The sequence below is a fragment of the Pseudomonas sp. PONIH3 genome (genome assembly GCF_002934345.1).
In the GTDB taxonomy this organism is placed as follows: Bacteria; Pseudomonadota; Gammaproteobacteria; order Pseudomonadales; family Pseudomonadaceae; genus Aquipseudomonas; species Aquipseudomonas soli.
The window spans coordinates 4515022-4534163 of sequence record NZ_CP026386.1; the positions used below are offsets into that span (position 1 = coordinate 4515022).

The 19142-nt window shown below is 66.7% G+C and carries 14 protein-coding genes; 4 read left to right on the forward strand and 10 right to left on the reverse strand.

All coding sequences use genetic code 11. The annotated features are described in order from the left end of the window. Window positions 1-42: 42 nt before the first annotated feature. The 4 genes from cobG to cobJ are packed head-to-tail and all read left to right on the forward strand — an operon-like array spanning window position 43 to window position 4406. Window positions 43-1368 carry a precorrin-3B synthase gene (gene cobG, locus C3F42_RS20950; protein ID WP_038706878.1) on the forward strand — a complete coding sequence of 442 codons (1326 nt, stop codon included), beginning with the start codon at window positions 43-45 and terminating at the stop codon, window positions 1366-1368. Then, window positions 1361-1987 carry a precorrin-8X methylmutase gene (locus C3F42_RS20955; RefSeq protein WP_094012241.1) on the forward strand — a complete coding sequence of 209 codons (627 nt, stop codon included), beginning with the start codon at window positions 1361-1363 and terminating at the stop codon, window positions 1985-1987. The genes cobG and C3F42_RS20955 overlap by 8 nt, the downstream gene beginning before the upstream one ends. Next, complete coding sequence (locus C3F42_RS20960) at window positions 1987-2718, forward strand: precorrin-2 C(20)-methyltransferase (protein WP_031316572.1); 732 nt, start codon at window positions 1987-1989, stop codon at window positions 2716-2718. The genes C3F42_RS20955 and C3F42_RS20960 overlap by 1 nt, the downstream gene beginning before the upstream one ends. Then, on the forward strand, window positions 2706-4406 hold the full coding sequence (gene cobJ, locus C3F42_RS20965) for a precorrin-3B C(17)-methyltransferase (RefSeq protein ID WP_038706877.1): 1701 nt from the start codon (window positions 2706-2708) through the stop codon (window positions 4404-4406). The genes C3F42_RS20960 and cobJ overlap by 13 nt, the downstream gene beginning before the upstream one ends. Window positions 4407-4418: 12 nt before the next feature. On the opposite strand, the gene C3F42_RS20970 is transcribed toward cobJ, so the two are convergent. The 10 genes from C3F42_RS20970 to lldD form a co-directional block, all read right to left on the reverse strand. Next, window positions 4419-5015 (reverse strand): MarC family protein, encoded by a 597-nt coding sequence (locus C3F42_RS20970; RefSeq protein ID WP_023633040.1) that lies wholly within the window; start codon window positions 5013-5015, stop codon window positions 4419-4421. A gap of 129 nt (window positions 5016-5144) precedes the next feature. Further along, window positions 5145-7919 carry a hybrid sensor histidine kinase/response regulator gene (locus C3F42_RS20975; RefSeq protein WP_104444854.1) on the reverse strand — a complete coding sequence of 925 codons (2775 nt, stop codon included), beginning with the start codon at window positions 7917-7919 and terminating at the stop codon, window positions 5145-5147. A gap of 136 nt (window positions 7920-8055) precedes the next feature. Beyond that, window positions 8056-9348, reverse strand: coding sequence for a phosphoribosylamine--glycine ligase (gene purD / locus C3F42_RS20980; RefSeq protein ID WP_038706875.1), 1293 nt, complete (start codon window positions 9346-9348; stop codon window positions 8056-8058). A 98-nt stretch (window positions 9349-9446) separates the two neighbouring features. After that, a complete protein-coding gene (gene purH / locus C3F42_RS20985; RefSeq protein ID WP_023630842.1) occupies window positions 9447-11054 on the reverse strand; it encodes a bifunctional phosphoribosylaminoimidazolecarboxamide formyltransferase/IMP cyclohydrolase in 1608 nt (535 codons plus the stop codon). 79 nt (window positions 11055-11133) lie between these two features. Continuing rightward, complete coding sequence (gene fis, locus C3F42_RS20990; protein WP_011535876.1) at window positions 11134-11454, reverse strand: DNA-binding transcriptional regulator Fis; 321 nt, start codon at window positions 11452-11454, stop codon at window positions 11134-11136. Then, a complete protein-coding gene (gene dusB / locus C3F42_RS20995) occupies window positions 11451-12464 on the reverse strand; it encodes a tRNA dihydrouridine synthase DusB (RefSeq protein ID WP_038706874.1) in 1014 nt (337 codons plus the stop codon). The genes fis and dusB overlap by 4 nt, the downstream gene beginning before the upstream one ends. Before the next feature lie 204 nt (window positions 12465-12668). After that, the gene (locus C3F42_RS21000) at window positions 12669-13988 is read right to left on the reverse strand and encodes a DUF3426 domain-containing protein (RefSeq protein WP_104444855.1); all 1320 of its coding nucleotides are present in this window, start codon (window positions 13986-13988) and stop codon (window positions 12669-12671) included. A gap of 43 nt (window positions 13989-14031) precedes the next feature. Beyond that, the gene (gene prmA, locus C3F42_RS21005; RefSeq protein ID WP_046854052.1) at window positions 14032-14910 is read right to left on the reverse strand and encodes a 50S ribosomal protein L11 methyltransferase; all 879 of its coding nucleotides are present in this window, start codon (window positions 14908-14910) and stop codon (window positions 14032-14034) included. 167 nt (window positions 14911-15077) lie between these two features. Beyond that, on the reverse strand, window positions 15078-17888 hold the full coding sequence (locus C3F42_RS21010) for an FAD-binding and (Fe-S)-binding domain-containing protein (RefSeq protein WP_104444856.1): 2811 nt from the start codon (window positions 17886-17888) through the stop codon (window positions 15078-15080). 71 nt (window positions 17889-17959) lie between these two features. Continuing rightward, on the reverse strand, window positions 17960-19105 hold the full coding sequence (lldD, locus tag C3F42_RS21015; RefSeq protein ID WP_038706870.1) for an FMN-dependent L-lactate dehydrogenase LldD: 1146 nt from the start codon (window positions 19103-19105) through the stop codon (window positions 17960-17962). Window positions 19106-19142: the final 37 nt, after the last annotated feature.

A 19142-nucleotide genomic window follows, 5' to 3' on the forward strand; every position in this document is an offset into this window, starting at 1 on the left:
GGCATAATACCGCGCCTTCTACACTGAAGCGCACTTTCACGATTGCCGGATGCCCCCTTGACGCCGCCCCTGCCCCCCGAAGTTTCGCCCCGTCCCTCGGCCTGCCCGGGGTTGTGGCGTATCGTCGCCGCGCGCGATGGCGGCATCTGCCGGATCAAGCTGCCCGGTGGCCTGCTGCTGGCCGACCAGGCCGATGCCGTGGCCGACGCCGCCGAGCGTTTTGCCGGAGGCGTGATCGAGGCGACCAACCGGGCCAATCTGCAGATTCGCGGCATCGGTGATGATCACCGGGGCCTGGTCGAGCATCTGCTGGTTGCCGGGCTCGGCCCGCGTGACGCGGCCGGTGATGATGTGCGCAACCTCATGGTCAGCCCATTGGCCGGTCTCGATCCGGCCATGGTGTTCGACACCCGACCGTTGGCCGGGCAGGTTCTCGACCTGCTGGAAAGTACACCCAGGTTCCACAAGCTGTCGGCCAAGTTCGCCATGCAACTCGATGGCGGCGAAGCGCTGGCGATGCTCGAGCACGCCCATGATCTGTGGCTGTCCGCGATGCAGCGCGAAGGACGCATCTGGTTGCGGTTCGGGCTCGCCAGCAGCCTGTCGAATAGCCAGGCGCTGGGCGCGGTGCCGGTGGACCAGGGGCTGGCGTTGGTGCGTGCAGTGCTGGAGCGCTTCCTCGACCTGGCGACGCCCGAGCAGTCGCGCATGCGTCAATTGCTGCAGGTGTGCCCGGTGGAGCACTTCCTTGAAGGGCTGCCCCTGCAAATCGACACCTCATCGCTGGCTTGGCAGCGCCCGGCAACGACAAGTGCCTGGCTTGGCGTGCTGCCCCAGCGCCAGGGCGTGGCCCTGGGCGTCGCGCCACCCCTTGGTCGCCTGACTCCGGCCATGCTGCGCGGCGCCGCCCATGTCGTCCGCCAATGGGGCGATGGCAGCTTGCGCCTGACGCCTTGGCAGAGCCTGGTACTGACCAACCTGAACCCGACCCATGTGCAGCCTGCCCGCGAACACCTTGCGGCCCTGGGCCTGCTGTGCCACAGCGAGCACCCGCTGGCGCGGGTCGTCGCCTGCACTGGCTCCAGCGGCTGCGCCAAGGGCCAGGCCGACACCAAGGCCGATGCCGTGACCCTGGCCGGCTTGCTGCACCACGGCGCCCCAGGCAGCGTGCACCTGTGCGCCTGCCCACGTTCCTGCGCCATGGCCCACACGGCCCCGGCCACCCTGCTGGCCCGCGCCCCGGGCCGCTATGACCTTTACTTGCGCGATGCGCGCCAGCCGGGCTTCGGCAGGCTGCGCGGCGCCGACCTCACCCCAGAAGAAGCAGGCGCCATGCTCGACCTGCCGACGGAGCACCTTGATGATTGACTACATCCGCGATGGTCAGGAGATCTATCGCAATTCCTTCCGCATCATCCGCGAGGAAGCCCGGCTCGAGCGGATCCCCGCCGATCTTGAAAAGCTCGCTGTGCGCGTGATCCATGCCTGCGGCATGGTCGAGGCCATCGATGGCCTGCAGTTTTCCGAAGGCGCCGGCACTGCCGGTCGCGAGGCCCTGGCCAAGGGCGCGCCGATCCTCTGCGACGCGCACATGGTCGCCGAAGGCATCACCCGCGCCCGTCTGCCTGCCAACAACCCGGTGATCTGCACCCTGCGCGACCCGAGCGTGCCGGACCTGGCCAAGGCCGAAGGCAACACCCGTTCCGCCGTGGCCCTGGGGCTGTGGCGTCCGCACCTGGAAGGCAGCGTGGTGGTGATTGGCAACGCGCCGACCGCGCTGTTCTACCTGCTGGAAATGCTCGATGCCGGTGCACCGAAACCGGCGTTGATCCTCGGCTTCCCGGTCGGCTTCGTCGGCGCCGCCGAATCCAAGGCGATGCTCGCCGCCGACAGCCGCGGCGTGCCGTTCGTGATCATGCAGGGCCGCCTGGGCGGCAGCGCGATGGCCGCCGCGGCAGTCAACGCCCTGGCCACGGAGGTGGAATAATGCAGGCACGCGGACGACTGCTGGGCCTGGGCGTGGGCCCAGGCGACCCTGAGCTGATCACGGTCAAGGCCTTGCGCCTGCTGCGCGAGGCTCCGGTGGTGGCGTACTTCGTCGCCAAGGGCAAGCGCGGCAATGCCTTCGGCATCATCGAAGCGCACCTGCAGGCCGAACAGACCCTGTTGCCGCTGGTGTACCCGGTGACCACCGAAGCGCTGCCCGCGCCGCTGTCCTATGAGCAGGTGATCAGCGACTTCTACGACGAAGCCAGCCTGCAGGTGGCCGAACACCTGGATGCCGGCCGTGACGTGGCGGTGATCTGCGAGGGCGACCCGTTCTTCTACGGCTCCTACATGTATCTGCACGACCGCCTGGCCTCGCGCTACGAGGCCCAGGTGATCCCGGGCGTGTGCTCGATGCTCGGCGGCGCCTCGGTGCTCGGAGCGCCGCTGGTGTATCGCAACCAGACCCTCACCGTGCTTTCTGGCGTGTTGCCCCATGAGGAGCTCAAGCGCCGTCTGGCCGATGCCGACGCCGCAGTGATCATGAAACTGGGACGCAACTTCCCCAAGGTGCGCCTGGTGCTCGCCGAACTGGGCATGGATAGCCGTGCGCTGTACGTGGAGCGGGCGACCATGGCCAACCAGAAGATCGTCGCGCTGGACGAGGTCGACCCACAGTCCTCGCCTTACTTCTCGCTGATCATCGTGCCGGGTGAGAAATGGCAGGGATGAACAAGGCTCCGGCAATCGTCATTCTCGGCCCGGGCAGCCTGGCCACCGCGCGGCGTATCCAGGCCTGTTATCCACAGGCGCTGATCCATGGCCTGGAAGGGCGTGTTGAAGGGGCCGACCGCTACTACGCAGCATTTGGCGACACCCTGCGGGCGCTGTACCAGCAGGACACGCCGATCATCGCCCTGTGCGCGGCGGGTATCGTCATTCGCACCCTGGCGCCGCTGTTGAGCGAAAAAGGTGTCGAGCCACCGGTACTGGTGGTGGCCGAGGACGGCAGCGCCGTGGTGCCACTGCTCGGTGGCCTGGGTGGGGTCAACGTCATGGCCCGAGAGATCGGCGAGGCGCTGGGTGTGAGCGCGGCGATCACCACCAGTGGTGAGCTGCGCTTTGGCACCTGCCTGCTCAACCCGCCCGAGGGTTACGCACTGGCGGACCTGGAGCAGGGCAAGCGCTTCGTCTCCGACCTGCTGGCGGGCGAGACGGTGCGTGTCGAAGGCGACGCGCCGTGGCTCGAACACGCGCAGTTGCCCGCCAGTGACGAGGCGCAACGCACTATCCACGTGGGCAGCGCACTGCGTCCGGCCAGCCGGGACGAACTGCTGATCCATGCGCGTTGCGTGGTGGTGGCGGTCACGGCCGGTAGCGCCGACCTGGTGCACCAAATACGCGAGGAGCTGCTGCGGGCGAACATCGCCGAGCCCGCGCTGGCCTGCCTGCTGGCGAGCGAAGCCGAGATGACGGAGCCGGCGCTGCACGAAGCTGCACAGGCACTGAATGTCGCACTGCGCTTCGCCCCGGCTGCCGAAAGCCTGGAGCGGATGCTGGCTGATGCAGTGCCGCAAGCGCGGGTAGGTTCGGCCGTCGGGCTCGCCCACGCCGTTTGCCCGGCACCTGTCGACATCGACCGCGTTGGCCGGCGCCGTGGCCGCCTGGCCGTGATCGGCCTGGGCCCTGGTGCCGCCGAGCTGATGGTACCGGCGGTCAAGGCTGAGCTGGCGCGTGCGCAGGATGTGCTGGGTTACGAAACCTACGTGCGCATGGCCGGCCCCTTCCGCAACGATCAGGTGCTGCATTGCACCGACAACCGCGAAGAGATGCAGCGCGCCCGCCATGCCTTCGAGCTGGCGGCGCAAGGGCGTTCGGTGGTGGTGGTGTCGTCGGGCGATCCGGGCGTGTTCGCCATGGCTGCCGCAGTGCTCGAAGCGCTCCACGAATCCAGTGACCCGGCCTGGCAGCGCGTCGAGCTGGAGATCCTGCCCGGTGTCTCGGCCTCGCTGGCTACCGCCGCCCAGGCAGGGGCGCCACTGGGCCACGACTTCTGCGTGATGTCGCTGTCGGACAACCTCAAGCCCTGGTCGATCATCGAGAAACGCCTCGACCTGGCGGCCCAGGCGGATCTGGTTCTGGCGTTCTACAACCCGATCTCCAAGTCCCGGCCGCATCAGCTGGGCGTGGCGCTGGAGCTGGTACGCCGCCATCGCGACGCAGGCACCCCCGTGGTGCTGGGCCGTGATATCGGCCGGCCAGGGCAGACCCTGCGGGTGGTGACCTTGGGCGAGCTGCTGCCGGAGATGGTCGACATGCGCACCATGGTGCTGGTCGGCTCCTCGACCACCTGCACCTTCCCCCGTGCCGATGGCGGCCAGTGGGTGTACACGCCGCGCTGGTACCCCGCCAAGCCCTGAGCGCAGCCGGGGTCAGGGCAGCAGGTAGCCCTTGATCCCGGTGAAGATGATCTGCGCCGCGAGGGCGCAGACGAACAGCCCCATCAGGCGGCTGACGATCTGCAGACCCTGGTCGCCCAGGATCCGTTCGATACGGTGCGAGAGGTACAGCACCAGGCCCACGGTGAAGCTGGCCAGGGCGATGCTGACGATGGCCAGCAGCTTGTCGTCCCAGTGTGGCTGGCCCACGCCCATCACCAGCAGCGCGCCGATGGTGCCGGGGCCGACAGTGAGCGGAATGGTCAGCGGCACGATGGTCACGTCCTGCTGCACGTTGTCGGTCTGCACCGCCGACTTGCCCTGGGCCATGCCCAGCGCGGAGATGAACAGCACCGAGCCTGCGCCGATGCGGAAGGCGTCGGCGGTGATGCCGAATACCCCGAAGATCACCCGCCCGAACAGGTACAGCAGCACGCTGGCGACCAGCGTGGCAATGGCTACCCGCCAGGCCAGTTGCTTGCGCTCCTTGCTGGAGTGGCCGCGGGTCAGGCCGATGAAACATGAGAGCACGAAGAAGGGGCTGTAGAGCACGAGCATTTTCAGGTAGACGCTGAACAACTCATGGAGCATGGCGCTGGGTCCGCGACGGGAATGGGTGGCACCTGTATAGCACGGAACCTGTAGGAGCGGCTTCAACCGCGATCACCCGCGAAGCGGGTGCAAGATTGTGTGGTGGTTGCCTCGCGGCTGAAGCCGCTGCTACAGGATCTGCGTGGTGCCGTCGGACACCACCTGCCGCTGCCCCGCCCAGAACTGCACCAGCTCGCGCAATTGCGACAGCTCCACCGGCTTGGCCATGTGCCCGTCCATGCCGGCCAGGCGCGCGCGTTCCTTGTGCTCGTTGAGGATATGCGCGGTCAATGCCACCACCGGGGTGCGCGGGCGCTGGTTGGCGGTCTCCCAGGCGCGCAGCTGCTGGGTGGCGGAGAAACCGTCGAGCACTGGCATCTCGCAGTCCATCAGTACCAGGTCGTAGTGCTTGGCCTTCATCGCCTGCAGGGCCTCTTCGCCGTTGCTGGCGGTATCCGGCTCGAGGTTGAGCTTGCCGAGCATGCCGCGGATGACCTTGGTCGAGATGCTGTTGTCCTCGGCCACCAGGATGCGGAAGTCGCCGGGCAGGTCCAGCGGCACCGGGGTGCCGACCGGCAGCGGCGGCGCGGCCTGCTCGCGGCCGCGCAGGGCGAGTTCCTCGGCAAGGGTGGTCTTGAGCGTGTAGCCGGCCACCGGCTTGGCCAGGATGCGCTTGACCCCGGCGTTGCGGGCAATGATCTTGCTCGGCGCATTGCTGATACCGGTGAGCATCACCACCAGGATGTCGTGGTTCAGGCTCGGGTCTTCCTTGATCTTCGCCGCCAACTGCATGCCGGTCATGCCGGGCATGTTCTGGTCGAGCAGCACCGCGTCGAAGTAGTCGCGCAGGTGCGCCTTGGTGCGCAGCAAGGCCAGCGCCTCCTTGCCCGACGGCACCGCGCTGACGTTCATGCCCCAGGCGCTGCATTGCTGCACCAGCACCTTGCGGCAGGTGTCGTTGTCGTCCACCACCAGCACCCGGGCGTCGCGCAGCGGGCCGTCGAGGTCGGTGGGCGGCTGCTCCAGGCGCAGCGGGTCGAGCGGCAGGGTCAGCCACAGGGTGTTGCCCATGCTGGTGCTGGTCTTGATGCCGAACTCGCCCTGCATCAGGCCGATCAGTTGCTTGGCGATCACCAGGCCCAGGTGGCCACCGAGCTTGTTGCTGGAGAGGAAGTGGCGGCTGTGCAGCTCGGCCTGCAGCAAGGCGTCGCGCTCGGCCGGCGGCATGGGCTCGCCGCTGTCCTGCACGGCGATGCGCAGGCGCGGGCTGTCGCCACGCTGGTCGAGGGCCACCACCAGCAGGATCTCGCCCTGGGTGGTGTTCTTCAGGGCGTTGTCCAGCAGGCTCGACAAGGCCTGGCGCAGGCGCGTCGGGTCGCCGCTGACCACTCGCGGCACTTGTGGCTGGGTGAAGCTGATCAGCTCGATGTTCTGCTGTTCGGCCTTGGTCCGGAAGATGTTCAGGCAGTCCTCGATCAGGGCGTTGAGGTCGAACTGCACGTCGTCCAGTTCGATCTGCCGCGACTCGAGCTTGGAGATGTCGAGGATTTCGTTGATCAGGGTGAGCAGTTCGTTGCCGGCGCTGTGGATGGTCTGCACATAGTCGCGCTGCTTGACCGACAGCGGCGTGCCGAGCAGCAGCTCGGTCATGCCCAGCACGCCGTTCATGGGGGTGCGGATCTCATGGCTGATCTTGGCCAGGAACTCGGCCTTGGCGTTGATCTCGGCGTCGCTGGCGGCCAGGGCGCGGCTGGCGCGGAAGCGCTCCTCGCTGATCCGGCGCAGGCGCTCGCTGACCGCGAGGTTGAGCAGCAGGCCGCTGACCACGGTCAGCGCCATGAGGATGCACAACAACCAGGGCGTGGAGGTGCGGGTGAGGCCCAGCAGGGCCGGTAGCAGCACCAGGCCGCCGAGGTTGAACACCAGCATCGCCACGGCGAACAGGCGCGCCGGGCCGTAGCCCTTGTACCAGTGATAGCCGCTGACCAGCAGCATGCTCACGCTGCCCAGGGCGAGCAGGGCATAGGTCATCAGGTTCAGCGGCAGCGTATCGACGAACAGCAGCACCAGGCCGCTGACGGCGGCCACCAGCATCTCCATGTGCAGCAGGCGGTTGAGCCGCGCCGAACTGCAGGGGGAGAAGAAATGCAGGGTGAAATACAATCCGGCCAGGCCAGCCAGTACCAGGGTCAGGTAGGCTGCCGGGGTCTGCGCGCTGTGCCACAGGTGCCACCAGGGGCCACTGAGGTTGAGCAGGATCAGCGCGCTGAGCAGCATCAGGCCGTGGTACAGCGCCAGCACCAGCGTGGTGCTGGAGCGTGTGTAGCCGAAGCGGATCAGGTTGTGCAGGATCAGCATGGCCAGCCCCCCGAACAGCAGGCCGAACAGCAGCGACTGGCGCTGGTCGGCGGCGGCGTGGGCGGTGGTCTCGACAGTGATGGCCGGGCGCAGCTGGTGTTCGGAAACCAGCCGCAGGTAGATATCCAGCGGTTGGTTGCTGTGCGGCAGTGGCAGCACGTGGTCCCTGCCGCGCAGGGTGGGGCTGAGGCCGTCGCCCTGCCGGCCATGGTGCAGCTGGCGCAGCAGTTTGCCGCCTTCCAGGGCGTAGAGGTCCAGGCGTGACAGGTCGGGGGCGAAAATGCGTACCAGTTGTTCCTGGTCGCTCGGATCCAGGCGGTAGTGCAACCACAGGGCCTGGTCGGGGAGGGCGGCATCCAGTTCTTCGAGGGCCAATGGGCTGAACTGGTTGCGGTAGCGTTCGGAGCGCACGTCGGACAGCTGCAGGTTGGCCTGTTCATCGAGCAGCGCCGACCAGCCCGCGGCCTGTTCGGCGTGTGCCGGGAGCAGGCAGAGCAGGGTCAGCAGGCTGACGATCAGGGCTATGGCAATCCGAAGCCGACGCACGACGAAATCCCTTCTTAGCTAATGTGCCGGATATCCACTATGCGCGGCGCGCCAAGGCGAAGGCAAGGCCCCGGCGGGGCCTTGACGACGAGCCGAAGGCCGTGCGCCGGGAACGGCACGACCGTTGGCTGCACTTTTACTGCTGCTCACCGCGCTCGCGGGCGATGGCCCGGTAGCCGATGTCGTTGCGGTAGAAGCTGGCGTCCCACTTGACCTGCTCGGCCAGGCGGTAGGCCTGCTGCTGGGCGGCTTCGACGGTGTCGCCCATGGCGGTGGCGCACAGTACGCGGCCACCGGCGGTGACCACCTGGCCGTCCTTCAGCGCGGTGCCGGCGTGGAACACTTTGCCTTCAAGCTTGGCGGCCGCGTCGAGGCCGCTGATCACGGCGCCTTTGGCGTAGTCGCCCGGGTAGCCACCGGCGGCCAGCACCACGCCCAGGCTAGGACGCGGATCCCACTGCGCCTCGACCTTGTCCAGGGCCTTGGCGAAGGCGGCTTCGATCAGCAGTACCAGGCTCGACTCCAGGCGCAGCATGACCGGCTGGGTTTCCGGGTCGCCGAAGCGGCAGTTGAACTCGATGACCTTGGGGTTGCCTGCCTTGTCGATCATCAGGCCGGCATACAGGAAGCCGGTGTAGACGTTGCCTTCCTCGGCCATGCCGCGCACGGTTGGCCAGATCACTTGGTCCATCACGCGCTGGTGCACGTCGGCGGTGACCACGGGGGCAGGGGAGTAGGCACCCATGCCGCCGGTGTTCGGGCCGGTATCCTGGTTGCCGACACGCTTGTGGTCCTGGCTGGTGGCCATGGGCAGCACGTTGTGGCCGTCGACCATGACGATGAAGCTGGCTTCTTCGCCGTCGAGGAACTCTTCGATCACCACGCGCGAACCGGCTTCACCGAAGGCGTTGCCGGCGAGCATGTCGCGCACGGCGTCTTCGGCTTCCTGCAAGGTCATGGCGACGATTACACCTTTACCGGCGGCCAGGCCGTCGGCCTTGATCACGATCGGCGCACCTTTTTCACGCAGGTAGGCCAGGGCCGGCTCGATCTCGGTGAAGTTCTGGTAGTCGGCAGTCGGGATCTTGTGGCGGGCCAGGAAGTCCTTGGTGAAGGCCTTGGAGCCTTCTAGCTGGGCCGCGCCCTTGGTCGGGCCGAAGCAGTCCAGGCCGCGGCTGCGGAACAGGTCCACGACACCGATCACCAGCGGCGCTTCCGGGCCGACGATGGTCAGGTCGACGTTCTTCTCGGCGAAGTCGGCCAGTTGCTCCAGGGCGGTGACGTCGATGGCGACGTTCTCGCACTTGGCTTCGCTGGCGGTGCCGGCGTTACCTGGCGCCACGAAGATTTTCTCGACCCGTGGGTCCTGGGCGACTTTCCAGGCCAGGGCGTGTTCGCGACCGCCGCTGCCGATGATCAAAACTTTCATGTCAAAACCTCGAAATCTGTCGAACGAGAGGCAGCACCCCTCGCTGTACGAGGTCGCACTGAAGCAGATGCCTGCTTCAGTGCGGCCGATTGCCATAATCAGTGGCGGAAGTGGCGCATGCCGGTGAATACCATGGCGATACCGGCTTCGTCGGCAGCGGCGATGACTTCGGCATCACGCATCGAACCACCTGGCTGGATCACCGCGCTGATACCCACTTTAGCCGCGTTGTCGATGCCATCACGGAACGGGAAGAACGCATCCGAAGCCATTACCGCGCCCTGCACTTGCAGGCCGGCATGTTCGGCCTTGATCGCGGCGATGCGCGCGGAGTTGACGCGGCTCATCTGGCCGGCGCCGACGCCGATGGTCTGGCGCTGCTTGGCGTAGACGATGGCGTTGGACTTGACGAACTTGGCCACTTTCCAGGCAAACACCAAGTCGTGGATTTCCTGCTCGGTCGGCGCACGCTTGGTGACGATCTTCAGGTCGTCGGCAGTGATCATGCCGATATCGCGGCTCTGCACCAGCAGGCCACCGTTGACGCGCTTGAAGTCCCAACCGGCGGCGCGCTCGGCTGGCCACTCGCCGCACTCCAGCAGACGCACGTTCTGCTTGGCGGCCACGACTTCGCGGGCGGCCTGGGAGATTTTCGGGGCAATGATCACTTCGACGAACTGGCGCTCGACGATGGCTTTGGCGGTTTCGCCGTCCAGCTCGCGGTTGAAGGCGATGATGCCGCCGAATGCCGACTCGGTGTCGGTAGCGTAGGCCAGGTCGTAGGCCTTGCGGATACCGCCTTCGTCTTCAGGCACCACGGCCACGCCGCACGGGTTGGCGTGCTTGACGATCACGCAGGCCGGCTTGACGAAGCTCTTCACGCACTCCAGCGCGGCGTCGGTATCGGCCACGTTGTTGAACGACAGCTCCTTGCCTTGCAGCTGGATGGCGGTGGAAATGCTGGCCTCGCCCTTCTTGGCCTCGACGTAGAACGCCGCGCTCTGGTGCGGGTTCTCGCCGTAGCGCATTTCCTGGGCCTTGACGAACTGGCTGTTGAAGGTGCGCGGGAACTCGCTGCGATCTTCGGTGGACAGGGTGTCCTTTGCCTGGTCGATGGTGCCCATGTAGTTGGCGATCATGCCGTCGTAGGCGGCGGTGTGCTCGAAGGCCTTGAGCATCAGGTCGAAGCGCTGGGCGTAGGTCAGGCCGCCGGCTTTCAGGCCTTCGACAATGCCGGCGTAATCGCTGGCGTTGACCACGATGGCCACGTCCTTGTGGTTCTTCGCCGCGGAACGGACCATGGTCGGGCCGCCGATGTCGATGTTCTCGATGGCTGTCGGCAGGTCGCAGCCCGGCTTGCTGATGGTGGCTTCGAACGGGTACAAGTTGACCGCGACCAGGTCGATCGGCTTGATGCCATGCTCGTTCATGATGGCGTCGTCGGTGCCGCGACGGCCGAGAATGCCGCCGTGGATCTTCGGATGCAGGGTCTTGACCCGGCCGTCCATCATTTCGGCGAAGCCGGTGTAGTCGGCCACTTCCACCGCGTTCACGCCATTATCCTTGAGCAGCTTGTAGGTGCCGCCGGTGGACAGGATCTCGACACCGAGCTGTTGCAGCTCCCGGGCGAATTCGAGGATACCGGTCTTGTCGGAGACGCTGATCAGGGCGCGGCGGATCGGCAGGCGGGTAGTCTGGTCGGTCATTTCAGATTCCATAACGCGGTGGAGTCAGCAAAAAAGGCGCCTTTTTGCATGAGCGCCTTTTCTGGTTGGGGTTCTGGCCTTACAACAGATCGTACTGCTTGAGCTTCTTGCGCAGCGTGCCTCGGTTGAGCCCGAGCATCTCGCTGGCTTTGGTCTGGTTGCCCTTTACGTAGTTCATCACGCATTCGAGCAGCGGCGCCTCGACTTCCGAGAGCACCAGGTTGTACACGTCCGTGACGGTAGCGCCTTCCAGGTGGGCGAAGTAGTTGTGCAGCGCCTTCTCGACGCTGTCGCGCAGGGTCTGGCCCTCCTCGCTCGGCGTGTTCAGGTGCTGCTTGAGGTTGGCGTTGTCGCTCACGGGCGTTGTTCCACTCACTAATGTCTCGGTCATCATCGTCATGCGGCCACCCCTTGTTCGTCCTCTGTCCCAAGGCTCTGTCGACGTTCGGCAAAATAAGCCTGAACGTTGGCGCACTGCGCTTGTGTGTCTTGCAAAGCGTTGAACTGGCTGCGGAACTCCTTGCCGCCAGGTCGGGTTGCCAGGTACCAGCCAACGTGCTTGCGGGCGATCCGCACGCCCATCACATCGCCATAGAAGGCATGCAGCGCGGCCAGGTGTTCCAGCAGAATGCGTTCCACTTCGTCCAGCGCCGGGGTGGGCAGGTGCTCGCCCGTGCGCAGGTAATGCTCGATCTCGCGGAAAATCCACGGCCGCCCTTGGGCGGCACGGCCGATCAGCAGGCCGTCGGCGCCGGTGGCATGCAGCACCGCCCGGGCCTTTTCCGGCGAAGTGATGTCGCCGTTGGCGAAAACCGGGATCGACACCGCCTGCTTGATCGCGGCGATGGTGTCGTACTCGGCGTCACCGGTGTACAGGTCGGCGCGTGTGCGGCCATGCACCGCCAGCGCCTGGATGCCGGCCTGTTCGGCGATCTTCGCCACGTTCAGGCCGTTCTTGCTTGCCCGGTCCCAGCCGGTGCGGATCTTCAGCGTCACCGGCACGTCCACGGCGCCGACGACGGCGTGGAGGATTTCGGTGACCAAGGCTTCATCTCTCAATAAAGCAGAGCCTGCGGCCTTGTTGCAGACTTTTTTCGCCGGGCAACCCATGTTGATGTCGATGATCTGCGCGCCGGCCTCGACATTGGCCCGGGCCGCCTCGGCCATCATCTGCGCATCGCCGCCGGCGATCTGCACCGAGCGTGGCTCGGGATCGCTTTCATGTATGCGGCGCAGGCTCGACTTGCGGCTATTCCACAGACGCATGTCGCTGGAGACCATCTCCGAGACCACCATGCCCGCTCCCAGACGCTTGCACAGGGTACGGAAAGGTTGGTCCGTGACGCCGGCCATCGGGGCCAGGATCAGGTTGTTCTGCAGTGTGTAAGGGCCGATGCGTACCGCCGACATAGGTGTTCCCTGTTGTGGGGCCGAATCATTGGAGTCGAAAAAGGGATGGCATGATACCCGCTCTCGATGACCGGATAAAGATGAATCTGGATAAAATCTGAACAGTTGCGGCGTTATGACATCCAGTGCCAAGCGGCAAGCTTCAAGCTGCAAGAGGGCTGCGGACAGGCATTTACCTGCGGTGTGAAGCTTGCCGCCTGTCGCTTACTCCGGCGAACGGAAGCTCAGGCTGTAGTTCACCGCCTTCGGCCCAGGGTCGAGGATGTCCAGGGCGATGTGGATCGGCGTCTGGCTGGGCATCTCGCCGCGCCCGGCCAGCTCGCCCGACAGGTACTCGCTTGGTTTGAAGCGTCGGCTGGCGATCAGCTGGCCGTTGAGGTCGGCGAAGCGCAATTCGAGAAGGGGGAAGGGCTGGGCGAAGGGCGCGCGGTTGTAGATGATCGCGTCGACGATCAGCGCCCCTTTGAAGTCCGGGTGGCTGCGCACTACCAGATTGCTGCTTTTGATCCGCGAGATGTCTACGCGGGTCGGCACCTGGCAGCCGAACATCGGGCACAGCTGCTGGAACCAAGGGCGATACTGGTCCTGGCGGGCCATTTCGTCGAAGTGGAACCAGACGTACTGGAATGCCAGCAGGCCCGCGGCCAGCAGTGTCAGGAAACCCCACAGCAGGCGTTTTCCCCAGTTCGGGGCGGGCTTTTCCCAGCCCAGCTGCAACGGGTCGTCGACCACGTCGACCAGCGGCTCCTTGCGCGCGCGTTCGGGCTTGGTGGCCAGGCTCGGTTCCAGGCGTTGCCCGGGATGTTCTTCGGGGTCATAGTCGCGGGCCGAGAACGGCGCGCTGTGCACCTCGTCGTCAAGCGCCGAAAGGCCCTTCTCCGGCAAGGGTTCGTCGTGGTTGGGCAACTGCCGCGAGGGTTCGTCGAGTGGCTGATTGCGCACTGGAGGCTCATCGTCCAGCTCGAGGCTGGTCGCGCCGAGGGTAGGCTCGGTGCGCTCGTCGTCGGCCGGCGCCAGGTCCAGCGGCTCCTGCTCGACCAGCATCGGTGCGTCCTCGCGCTCCTGCGCAGGCTCACGGTCGCCGTCAGTGGCGGTGCCGAACGGTTCATCGCCAGGCCCATCGCCGAGCTGATCGTCGCGGCGGGCCTGGAGCATGCCTTTGGCCGGGGCGGCGCGCCGATCACCCGGGCTGCGCCGTTCAAGGCGCGCCAGCTCCTGGTCGAGATCGAGGGCATCCAGTTCCTCGGCCGTGACCGTCCAGTTGTCCTCGCTCGGTGCCGGCGGGGCGGCCTCCGGTTGCACGGCTGCGGGCGCTGGCACGGCCGGCTCGGCTGCCGGCGCCGGCGCACGGGTGTCGCCTTCGCCAGCCGCGGCGCGGTTCTGCTCCAGCAGTTGTTTCGCCGCGTTGAACACCTGCAGGCATTGGCCGCAGCGCACCACGCCGCGGGCCACGCTCAACTGGTGATGGGTGACGCGAAAGCTGGTCTGGCAATGCGGGCACTGGGTGACGAAACTGTCGGTCATGCGGCTGTCCGGGAAGCTGTGCAGGAGTTGAGTCTAGGCGCGCTTAGCGGCGGCGACCACTGATACGTACCCAGCCGTCGCGCACGACGATCGGGTCCAGGTCGAAGTCGGCGGCATAGGCGGCGGCCACTTCCTCACCCTGTTCGGCGAGGATGCCCGACAGCGCCAGCAGGCCGCCGGGGCGAACCAGGCCGGATAGCTGCGGCGCCAGCGATACCAGCGGGCCGGCCAGGATGTTGGCGACCAGTACGTCGGCCTGCATGGCCGGCATCTGCTCGGGCAGGTACAGGTCGAACGTGTCGTCGGCAATGCCGTTGCGCTGGGCGTTGTCACGGGAGGCCTCGATAGCCTGCACGTCGATGTCGGTGCCGACCGCGTGGCGGGCGCCGAGCAGCAGCGCGGCAATGGCCAGGATGCCCGAGCCGCAGCCGAAGTCGAGCACTTGCGTGCCTTGCAGCTGCTGGCCGTCGAGCCATTCCAGGCACAGCGCGGTGGTCGGGTGGGTACCCGTGCCAAAGGCCAGGCCCGGGTCGAGCAGCAGGTTCACCGCGTCCTTTTCCGGGGCTTCGTGCCAGCTTGGCACGATCCACAGGCGCTGGCCGAAGCGCATCGGCTGGAAGTTGTCCATCCAGCTGCGCTCCCAGTCCTGGTCCTCGATCACCTCGGCGTGGTACTCGGGCAGCTCGGCGCCGGTCAGCAGGCGCAGGTGGGCGAACACCTGCTCGGGCTCGGCATCGGCCTCGAACAGCGCCAGCAGGTGCGTGTGCGACCACAGCGGGGTGGTGTTGAGGTCCGGTTCGAAGATCGGCTGGTCTTCTGCGTCCATGAAGGTCACCGAGACGGCGCCCACTTCAAGCAGGGCGTCTTCGTAGGTTTCGGCTTGTTCCGGGCTGATGGCCAGGCGTACTTGCAGCCAGGGCATGGCGGGCACCTTTGGTAAATCGACAGGGGCAGCCCGAGGCTGCGCGAAAAGGCCGCCAGTTTACTTGAGTGCGTGGGGTTTGTGCAGGACGCAGTTGTGCTGGCGGCTTTGCCGGCGCCATCGCGGGGCTGGCCCGCTCCCACCAGAGAGCGGGGCTGCCTTGCGGTTCAGAGACTGCGCGCCCGCGTCACCCGGTCCACCAGGTACACAAGCCCGTGATAATCGATGCCACTGTGGCTCGACAGGCCGATCTCGCAGGTGCGGCTGGTGGAGATCCCCTCGCTGCAATACTGCACCGCGTCCTTGAGGGTACGCAGCGAATGGGCGTTGAGCTCCGGTGTGGTGAAGCCCTTGTCGCCGGCGAAGCCGCAGCAATGGATGCCTTCGGGGATCACCACCTGCTTGCTGCAGCGCCGCGCCAGGTCGATCAGCGCCTGGCTTTCGCCCAGGTGCTGGGTGCTGCAGGTCACGTGCACCGCCACGGGCTCGTCCTGGGGGGTGAACTCCAGCTTGTCGACCAGGTGGGTGCGGATGAAGCGCACCGGGTCGTACAGGTCCAGCCGCGATTCGCCCAGGTCCTGCACCAGGCGCAGGGTGCAGGGGCTGGTGTCGCAGTAGATCGGGTCAAGGCCGCCGCGGCTGGCGTGCAGCAGTGCGTTGATCAGTTCCTGGCGCTTGTGCTCGGCCTGCTCGGGGTAGCCCTTGGAGGCGAACGGCTGGCCGCAGCACAGACTGTCGGCGTTGTCCGGGAACACTACCTGGTAGCCGGCCTTCTCCAGCAGGGCACGGGTCTTGTCCAGCAGCGAACTCTGCTCGCGGTCGGCATAGGCCGGGCCCATCACCCGCGAAACACAGGCGGCCAGGTAGACCACGCGAGGGCGGGCGTCGTGGCTCGCGGTGCTGAGCTCGACGGCCCGCAGCGGCTGCGGCATGGCGGGGGTCCACTGCGGCAGGCGGCCTTTGCTGGCCTTGCTCAGGCGGGCGCTGAGCCGGCTCATGCGCGGGGCGCCGAGCAGCTTGCGCGCGCCATTGGCGGCGGCCAGCGTGAATCGCGCGCCGCGCAAGGTGGCGTGAAAATGCTCGGCCAGCCAGTCGGCGGCCTTGCCGTGCTCGGCCGCCTGACCGCGCAGCTTCTTCACCAGCTCGCCGGTGTTGATGCCCACCGGGCAGCGCTGGGCGCACAGGCCGGTGGCGGCGCAGGTGTCGATGCCCTGGTACTGGTAGGTGCGCAGCAGTTCGCGGGTATCAACGCCGGCGCGTTTCTTCGCCTGGATGTCGCGCCACATGACGATGCGCTGGCGCGGGCTCAAGGTAAGGCCTTTCGACGGACACACCGGCTCGCAGAAACCGCACTCGATGCACTTGTCGACGATCTCGTCGGCGGCCGGCAGCGGCTTGAGGTTCTTCAGGTGGATGTCGGGGTCCTCGCTCAGCACCACATCGGGGTTGAGGATGCCGTTGGGGTCGAGCAGGCGCTTGAGCTTCCACATCAGCTGGTAGGCGTCATGCCCCCATTCCAGTTCGACGAAGGGCGCCATGTTGCGCCCGGTGCCGTGCTCGGCCTTGAGCGAGCCGCCGAATTCCACTGCCACCAGCTGCGCCACGTCGTCCATGAAGGCCTGGTAGCGCTCCACTTCCTCGGCGCTGTTGAAGCCCTGGGTGAAGACGAAGTGCAGGTTGCCTTCCAGGGCGTGGCCGAAAATGATCGCCTCGTCATAGCGGTGCTTGTCGAACAGCTGGATCAGGCGGTTGACGCCTTCGGCCAGTTGCTCGATGGGGAAGGTCACGTCCTCGATGATCACCGTGGTGCCGGTCTGGCGCACGGCGCCGACGGCGGGGAAGGTATCCTTGCGGATCTTCCACAGCTGGTTGTACACCGCCGGGTCTTCGCTGAACGCGACCTTCTGCTCCAGCGGGTAGTCGTCGATGGACGCCATCACCTGCTCGAGCTGCTCGTGCAGCAGGCTCTGGCTGGCGGCGCGGCACTCGATCAGCAGGGCGCAGGCGTTGGCCGACAGGTCCTTGACCCACGCCGGCATGCCCGGCATCTCCTGCACCGAGCGCAGGCTGCGGCGGTCGAGCAGCTCCACGGCGGAGACTGGCTGGCGCTTGAGCACGGTCACGGCGCGGCAGCAGCTTTCGACGCTGGGGAACACCAGCAGCGCGCTGGCCTTGTGCGGGTGGTCGGGCACGGTGTTGTAGGTGACGGCGCTGATGAAACCAAGGGTGCCTTCGGAACCGACCAGCAGGTGCTGGAGGATATCGAGCGGCTGGTCATAGTCCACCAGTGCGTTGAGTGATAGCCCCGTGGTGTTTTTCAGCCGGTACTTGTGCCGGATGCGCTCAGCCAGCGCGGTGTTGGTGCGGGTCTCGCGGCCAAGGCGGGCCAGTTCGTCCAGGAGGCCGGCGTGGCTGTGCTCAAAGGCGGCGACGCTGGCCGGGTCCTCGCTGTCCAGGCGAGTGCCGTCGGCCAGCACCAGACGCAGACCGGCGAGGGTGTGATAGGTGTTCTGCGCGGTGCCGCAGCACATGCCGCTGGCATTGTTGGCGACGATGCCGCCGATCTTGCAGGCGTTGATCGATGCCGGGTCCGGGCCGATCTTGCGCCCATAGGGGGCCAGCCAGGCATTGGCCTGGGCGCCGATCACGCCGGGCTGTAGTCGGATCTGCCCGCCCTGGTGGCGAATCTCCCGGCCATTCCAGTTGTCGCCGAGCACGATCAGCACCGAGTCGCTGATGGCCTGGCCGGACAGGCTGGTGCCGGCGGCGCGGAAGGTCACCGGCACCCGGTCGCGCTGGGCCAGCTGGATCAGCGCGACCACTTCGTTCTCGGACTCCACGCGCAGCACCAGCTTGGGGATCAGCCGGTAGAAGCTGGCGTCGGTGCCGAAGGCCAGGGTCGAGGTCGGGTCGTCGAAGCGGCGTTCGGCGGGGATCAGGCGCTCGGCATCACGCAGGAACGCGGCGGGCAGGCTCATGCAATCTCCTCGCGGGGCCGCGGCGTCTGGTGCGCGGCGTGCCCCGGGTATTCAGGCGTTGGTGGGCGCGCTCAGGCGCCCAGTTCGCGGACCAGCGAGTCTTTGCTGATCTCGCCGATGGACTTGGCGCCGGTCAGCACCATGGCCACGCGCATCTCTTTCTCGAACAGCTCCAGCAGGTTCTTCACACCGGCCTCGCCGTGGGTGGCCAGGGCATAGAGGAAGGCGCGGCCGATCAGCACGCTGTCGGCGCCCAGGGCGATCATGCGCACCACATCGAGGCCGCTGCGGATGCCGGAGTCGGCGAGGATCTTGATATCGCCCTTCACCGCGTCGGCGATGGCCGGCAGGGCGCGGGCGCTGGACAGCACGCCATCGAGCTGGCGGCCGCCGTGGTTGGAGACGACGATACCGTCGGCGCCGAACTTGACCGCGTCGCGGGCGTCATCGGCGTCGAGGATGCCCTTGATGATCATCGGACCATCCCAGAATTCGCGGATCCACTCCAGGTCTTTCCAGGAGATGGACGGGTCGAAGTTGTTGCCCAGCCAGCCGATGTAGTCGGCAAGGCCCGTGGGGTTGCCGCGGTAGGCGGAGATATTGCCCAGGTCGTGGGGGCGGCCCATCACGCCGACGTCCCACGCCCATTGCGGGTGGGTCATCGCTTGCAGCACGCGGCGCAGCGGGCCGTTGGCGCCGCTCATGCCGGAGTGGGCATCGCGGTAGCGCGCGCCGGGCACGGGCATGTCGACGGTGAACACCAGGGTCTTCACTCCGGCGGCCTTGGCGCGCTCCAGGGCGTTGCGCATGAAGCCGCGGTCCTTGAGCACATACAGCTGGAACCACATCGGCCGGTCGATGGCCGGGGCCACTTCTTCGATCGGGCACACCGATACCGTCGACATCGTGAACGGAATGCCATGGGCCGCCGCTGCGCGTGCCGCCTGCACTTCGCCACGGCGGGCGTACATGCCGGTGAGGCCGACCGGGGCCAGGGCCACGGGCATGCTCAGGGTTTCGTCGAACAGCTGCGTCTGCAAGCTCAGCTCGGACATGTTCTTCAGCACGCGCTGGCGCAAGGCGATGCCGGCCAGGTCCGAGACGTTGTGGCGCAGGGTGTGTTCGGCGTAGGCGCCGCCGTCGGCGTAGTGGAACAGGAAGGGAGGCAGCTTGCGTTGGGCCGCGGCGCGATAGTCGGTGGAGGCGGAAATGATCATGGATTCTCGCAGCGTTGCTTGTGGGGAATGCCGGGCG

Bases quoted from the DNA above. Each gene is read 5' to 3' on its own strand.
- C3F42_RS20955 (WP_094012241.1), top strand. From the start codon at position 1,361: ATGATTGACTACATCCGCGATGGTCAGGAGATCTATCGCAATTCCTTC.
- C3F42_RS20960 (WP_031316572.1), top strand. From the start codon at position 1,987: ATGCAGGCACGCGGACGACTGCTGGGCCTGGGCGTGGGCCCAGGCGAC.
- cobJ (WP_038706877.1), top strand. From the start codon at position 2,706: ATGGCAGGGATGAACAAGGCTCCGGCAATCGTCATTCTCGGCCCGGGC.
- C3F42_RS20970 (WP_023633040.1), bottom strand. From the start codon at position 5,015: ATGCTCCATGAGTTGTTCAGCGTCTACCTGAAAATGCTCGTGCTCTAC.
- purD (WP_038706875.1), bottom strand. From the start codon at position 9,348: ATGAAAGTTTTGATCATCGGCAGCGGCGGTCGCGAACACGCCCTGGCC.
- purH (WP_023630842.1), bottom strand. From the start codon at position 11,054: ATGACCGACCAGACTACCCGCCTGCCGATCCGCCGCGCCCTGATCAGC.
- fis (WP_011535876.1), bottom strand. From the start codon at position 11,454: ATGACGATGATGACCGAGACATTAGTGAGTGGAACAACGCCCGTGAGC.
- dusB (WP_038706874.1), bottom strand. From the start codon at position 12,464: ATGTCGGCGGTACGCATCGGCCCTTACACACTGCAGAACAACCTGATC.
- C3F42_RS21000 (WP_104444855.1), bottom strand. From the start codon at position 13,988: ATGACCGACAGTTTCGTCACCCAGTGCCCGCATTGCCAGACCAGCTTT.
- prmA (WP_046854052.1), bottom strand. From the start codon at position 14,910: ATGCCCTGGCTGCAAGTACGCCTGGCCATCAGCCCGGAACAAGCCGAA.
- C3F42_RS21010 (WP_104444856.1), bottom strand. From the start codon at position 17,888: ATGAGCCTGCCCGCCGCGTTCCTGCGTGATGCCGAGCGCCTGATCCCC.
- lldD (WP_038706870.1), bottom strand. From the start codon at position 19,105: ATGATCATTTCCGCCTCCACCGACTATCGCGCCGCGGCCCAACGCAAG.